Source organism: Streptomyces spongiae (assembly GCF_009377185.1).
In the GTDB taxonomy this organism is placed as follows: domain Bacteria; phylum Actinomycetota; class Actinomycetes; order Streptomycetales; family Streptomycetaceae; genus Streptomyces; species Streptomyces spongiae.
In genome coordinates this window covers 1-4,698 of record NZ_VJZC01000700.1, presented here as the reverse complement: position 1 = coordinate 4,698, position 4,698 = coordinate 1, and the positions used below count along the sequence as shown (strand labels likewise).

Here is a 4,698-nt window from a genome sequence, read left to right as displayed (position 1 = left end):
GTTCCCGGGGTATCGGACGAGAACCTCGCCGCCCAGCTGAGAGGCCGGCCGGAGGGCGAGGCCGGCGACCCCGTCGCGGTGCTGATGTCACGGCACTGGCAGTCGACGCACGACTACGCGGTCATCTGCCTCGCTTCTTCGGCGAACGTAGCCTCGATGGTCACGGCCGCCTCCTTCCACCGGGTGCTGGAGGGGCTGATACGGGGGGAGTCGGGCGTCGCTCTGCGGCCCCGCCTCCTGGTGACCGTGCGGGACATGGTCAAGGAGTGGTCCGCCGAGGACGAGCTCTCCACTGTCCTGCCGGACCTGAGGAAACCCGCCGGGGGGCGCGGTATGCGCGCCGCGAAGTCCATGACCCCGGAAAATCGCAAGCTCGCCGAACGCTCTTTCCAGGCCCTGCCCGGACTCGCCCAGTGTCTGCTGTGGCACACCGAGGTGGAAGCAGAACCGATAACCATACCCGCTGGTCTGCTGGGCATGGGTCCCGACACCGCGGCGGCGACACTGGAGCAGGCCCGCGAGCAATTCCGCCAGGGTTGTGTACGCGCCCACCGGGAACTCGCGCCGACCAAGGATTGCCGCTTCTACAACCGGCTGCTGGATGTCCCGATTCGGCGAGGCGGCGCTCTGCTCCCCGATGTGCAGAAGCACCTGCTGGAGTGCCGTTACTGCCGTTACGCCGCCGAGCAACTCAGCCATTTCGAGGGTTCCCTGGGCGGCCTGCTCGCCGAGGCCGTTCTCGGCTGGGGCGCGCGCCGCTACCTCGACTCGCGGCCCGACCGCACCCCGCAGAGCGGTTCACGCCAGGGCGGTGGCCGACGCGCCGCGAACAGCGGCCGGCACCGTCTGCTGTCCCGGATACCGCCCCAGCGCCGTATCCGCGGCACGTCCGGACCCCGCAACAACGGCCGGGCCCTGCTCACCGGAGTCGGTGCCGCCTCGGGCGCCCTGCTCGCGCTCGTCCTCTCCGTCGCGATGCTCTCGGACGACGGCAGCGGCGCCGATCCCGCCGCGTCGACCAGCGCCACCGGCGACCGCAGCACGGCCCCGGACCCCGGTGCCACGCCCTCGCCGACGTCGTCCCCGCCGCCCGACTCGGCCGGCCTGCCCACCACCCCCGACCAGACCCGGCTGCGCAACGTCGAAGCCGACCTGTGCCTCGACATCCGCGACGGCAAGGCGAAGAAGGGCGCCGCGACCGAACTCGCGGTGTGCTCGTCCGCCTGGACGCAGAAGTGGTCGTACGAGGACGACGGCCAGCTGCGCAGTGTCGCCAACCCCGAACTGTGCCTGGACTCGCACGTGGACGCGGGAGTCGTCGTCCTGGGCACGTGCGCCTCCGAGAAGTCCGACCGCGCCGACGACGTGCGCTACGACCTCACCGTGCAGGGCGAGTTGCTGCCCCGCTGGGAGGAGGAACTCGCCGTCGCGCCCACCAACCCGAACCCGAAGGCCGACATCGTGGTCAAGGCCCGGGACGGCTCGGACGCGCAGCGCTGGGCGACCGACGGTTCGTCGGCCACCCCCGAGTCGCTGTCGATCGCCGGCTCCGACGCCCCGTCGGTCGAGTCCACCGCCGCCACGGGGACGCCCCTCGCCGAGGAGAAGAGAGGCGTACAGGCGCCCGAACAGGCGGGCGACCCCGGGGTGACCGGCACGTCGGAGTACCTGGAGGACGGCACGATCATGTCGGTCGGCGACAGCACGGGCTCGGCCGACGACGGCATGAGCGACGTGCCTGCCCTGACCCTGACGGCGCATCTGCCCGTTGTCCCGGGCGGCGAGTTACTGACCTGACGGGCCGGCTGACCTGACGGGCCGGCTGACCTGACGGACTGATGGGCGCCCTGGTCGGACAGGGCGCCCCGCTCGCCGTACGGCTGCCCGTCCAGTCGGGCAGGCGCGGCGCACCGCACGGTCGCGGCCTCGGTCAGACCTCCACGATGTCGTCGGCGCCGACCGTCCCCGGCCCGGCATGACCCGACAGCGCGAGTGTCAGGTCGAACTCCGCGAGCAGACAGCGGATGACGTGCTCCACGCCCGACTGGCCGTCGAGGGCGAGCCCGTACACGTAAGGGCGTCCCAGGAGGACGGCGTCGGCGCCCAGCGCGAGCGCCTTGAACACGTCGTCGCCCGTGCGGACGCCGCTGTCGAAGAGCACGGCCATGCGGTCCCCCACGGCCTCGGCCACCCGGGGCAACGCGTCGGCCGCCGCGATCGCCCCGGCCACCTGGCGCCCGCCGTGGTTGGAGACGACCACCCCGTCCATCCCGGCGTCGAGGGCGAGCCGGGCGTCCTCCGGGTGCAGGATGCCCTTCAGGACGATCGGGCCGTCCCAGTTCTCCCGCAGGAACGCCAGGTCCGGCCAGGTCTTGCCGGGGTCGGAGAACAGCCCCACGAAGTGCAGCACGGCAGCGTTCGGGTCCTCGTGCACCGGCTTGGCGAGTCCTGCCTGGAACGCCGGGTCGGAGAAGTAGTTGGCGGTGCCCACGCCGTGCAGGAACGGCAGGTACGCCTGGTCGAGATCGCGCGGCCGCCAGGCGAGCAACGGTGTGTCGAGGGTGACGACCAGCACGGAGTACCCCGCCGCCTTCGCCCGGCCGAGGAAACTCCGGGCCACCTCCGGGTCCTTCGGCCAGTACAGCTGGAACCAGCGCTCCGCGTCGCCCATCGCCTCCGCGACCTGCTCCATCGGCGTACTGGAGGCCGACGACAGCACATAGGGCACGCCCTGCGCGGCGGCGGCCCGGGCGGCCGCGGGCTCCGCGTCCGGATGCATGATCGACAGCACGCCCACGGGAGCCAGTGCCAGGGGCGCGGGCAGCGAACGGCCCAACACCTCTACGGACAGGTCCCGTTCATGCACGTCGCGCAGCATCCGCGGCACGATCCTGCGCCGCTCCAGCGCGGCCCGGTTGGCGCGGGCGGTGCTGCCGTCGCCCGCGCTGCCCGCCACGTAGCCCACCGGTCCGGGCCCGAGCCGCTGCTCGGTGAGCGCCTCCAGCCGCGTCAGATCGGCAGGCAGCCGCGGCACGGCACCCCCGAGCCCGTTCAGATAGATCTCGTACTGGAAGTCGGCCCAGTGCTTGGCCATGGGTGGGTCCGCCTCTCGTCCTCGGGACCGCCCCGTCAGGGGCGCGGGGAACTGCGCGACCAGCCACGACGAATCCGCAGCTGACCAACGGCCCGTAGGGGCACACGAGACGATATCGGCCACGTCGCGCAGCGTGCCTCACTCCTCATCAGGTGACTCGTCCCGCGGCTCCGCCGAGTCCTCCTCCCGGTCAGGCCCCTGCGCCCGCACCCGCTGCACATGCTCCAGCGAATCCCGCAGTTCCGTGAGCCAGTCGTCGGTGTGCCGCTGCACCAGGCGCACGCACCAGGCGAGGGCGTCGCTGCGGCTGCGGGCGACACCGGCCCCGATGAGCGTGTCCAGGACCTGCCGCTCCGACTGGCGGAGCCGGGTCATCACGGGTGCCGCGATGTGTGTGAACAGGGCGCGCTCGCCCGCGCACTCCACGCCCCAGGAGACCTTTCTGCGGAACCGGTGCTCCGCCTCGCGCGCCACCGCCATCCGGTCCTCGCGGGTGCGCTCGCGGAACTCCTGGACACGGGCCCGCACGGCCGCCTCCTTCTCGGCGTCCGAGGTTCCCTCCGTGAGCCGGGGCGCGGGGATGCGGCCGATGACCGTGATCTCCTCGCGGTCGACCGTCACCTCCACCAGGCCCTCGAAGAGATCGTCCGGCAGGCGGCCGGTGAACCAGCCGCGCAGTTGTTCGTGCTGTTCTGTCGTAATCATGTAATGACGATTACTCGGCCGTTCCATGAACGCAAGGGGTCCGGGGCGGGTGCGTGCCGGATTCTCCCCGGGTGGAAACGGAATGTTTCAGGCCGATTACCGAGCCGTACGAATCCGGCCAGGTGGGCGCCCCAGGCGATCATCGGCCGCTCAGTTCCGGGCCTCGGTCGATCAACTTCCGTAACTTCACGCCACTGATTCAATACTGAAAGTTACTGAAATCCGTGGGGTCGACGTGCCTTTCGGGGCGGGAATCGGCAGACTCGCGCTCGCCGATCCGGCACCCCGCCCGGACCGCCCGACGCGATCGTGACCCGACCGCGGGCGGCCCCGGCGTTCCGACCGAGCGGAAGGTTGCACACCATGCCGAACACCGCGCGCTGGGCAGCGACTCTCACCCTGACGGCCTCCGCCGTCTGCGGCCCCTTGGCGGGCAGCGCCCTCGCCTCCCCGCAGGGCGCTGCCACCGGGCTCTACGCCCCGTCCGCCCTCGTGCTCACCGTGGGCCACGGGCAGAGCGCGGCCACCGCCGCCCCCGAACGCGCGGTCACGCTGACCTGCGCCCCGACCCCCTCCGGCACGCACCCGGCCCCGGCCGAGGCCTGTGTCGAACTCCGGGCCACTGGAGGGGACTTCGACGCGCTGGCCGACAGAGGCGGGGCGGCCTGCACCAAGCAGTACGACCCCGTGACCATCACGGTCGAGGGTGTCTGGCAGGGCCGGCGCGTCACCCATGAACGCACCTTCTCCAACGAGTGCGTGAAGAACTCCTCAGGGAGCGCCGTCTTCTCCTTCTGAGAAGCGGGGGTCGTCTGAGGACCGGGATCGCACGGTTCCTGTGAACGGCGACCAGGGCTCGCGGATGGGGAGTGCGAGCCGGTCGCGGGAACCATGCGATC

At 71.7% G+C, this 4,698-nt stretch carries 4 protein-coding genes; 2 read left to right on the top strand and 2 right to left on the bottom strand.

Translation table 11 applies throughout. From position 1 onward, the window contains the following. Positions 1–1,797, top strand: a 1,797-nt coding sequence (locus FNH08_RS44900; RefSeq protein ID WP_228034762.1) for an RICIN domain-containing protein, incomplete at its 5' end; no start/stop codon positions are given. A gap of 133 nt (positions 1,798–1,930) precedes the next feature. On the opposite strand, the gene FNH08_RS44895 is transcribed toward FNH08_RS44900, so the two are convergent. Together FNH08_RS44895 and FNH08_RS44890 are read right to left on the bottom strand one after the other, a co-directional pair. Beyond that, positions 1,931–3,094 (bottom strand): lactate 2-monooxygenase, encoded by a 1,164-nt coding sequence (locus FNH08_RS44895; protein ID WP_152777268.1) that lies wholly within the window; start codon positions 3,092–3,094, stop codon positions 1,931–1,933. A 138-nt stretch (positions 3,095–3,232) separates the two neighbouring features. Then, positions 3,233–3,799: a hypothetical protein gene (locus tag FNH08_RS44890; protein WP_152777267.1), complete on the bottom strand. Its 567-nt coding sequence runs from the start codon at positions 3,797–3,799 to the stop codon at positions 3,233–3,235. 363 nt (positions 3,800–4,162) lie between these two features. Between FNH08_RS44890 and FNH08_RS44885 the strand changes: the two genes are divergently transcribed. Further along, positions 4,163–4,597, top strand: a complete 435-nt coding sequence (locus tag FNH08_RS44885; protein WP_152777265.1) for a protease inhibitor — start codon at positions 4,163–4,165, stop codon at positions 4,595–4,597. The last annotated feature ends 101 nt before the right edge of the window (positions 4,598–4,698 follow it).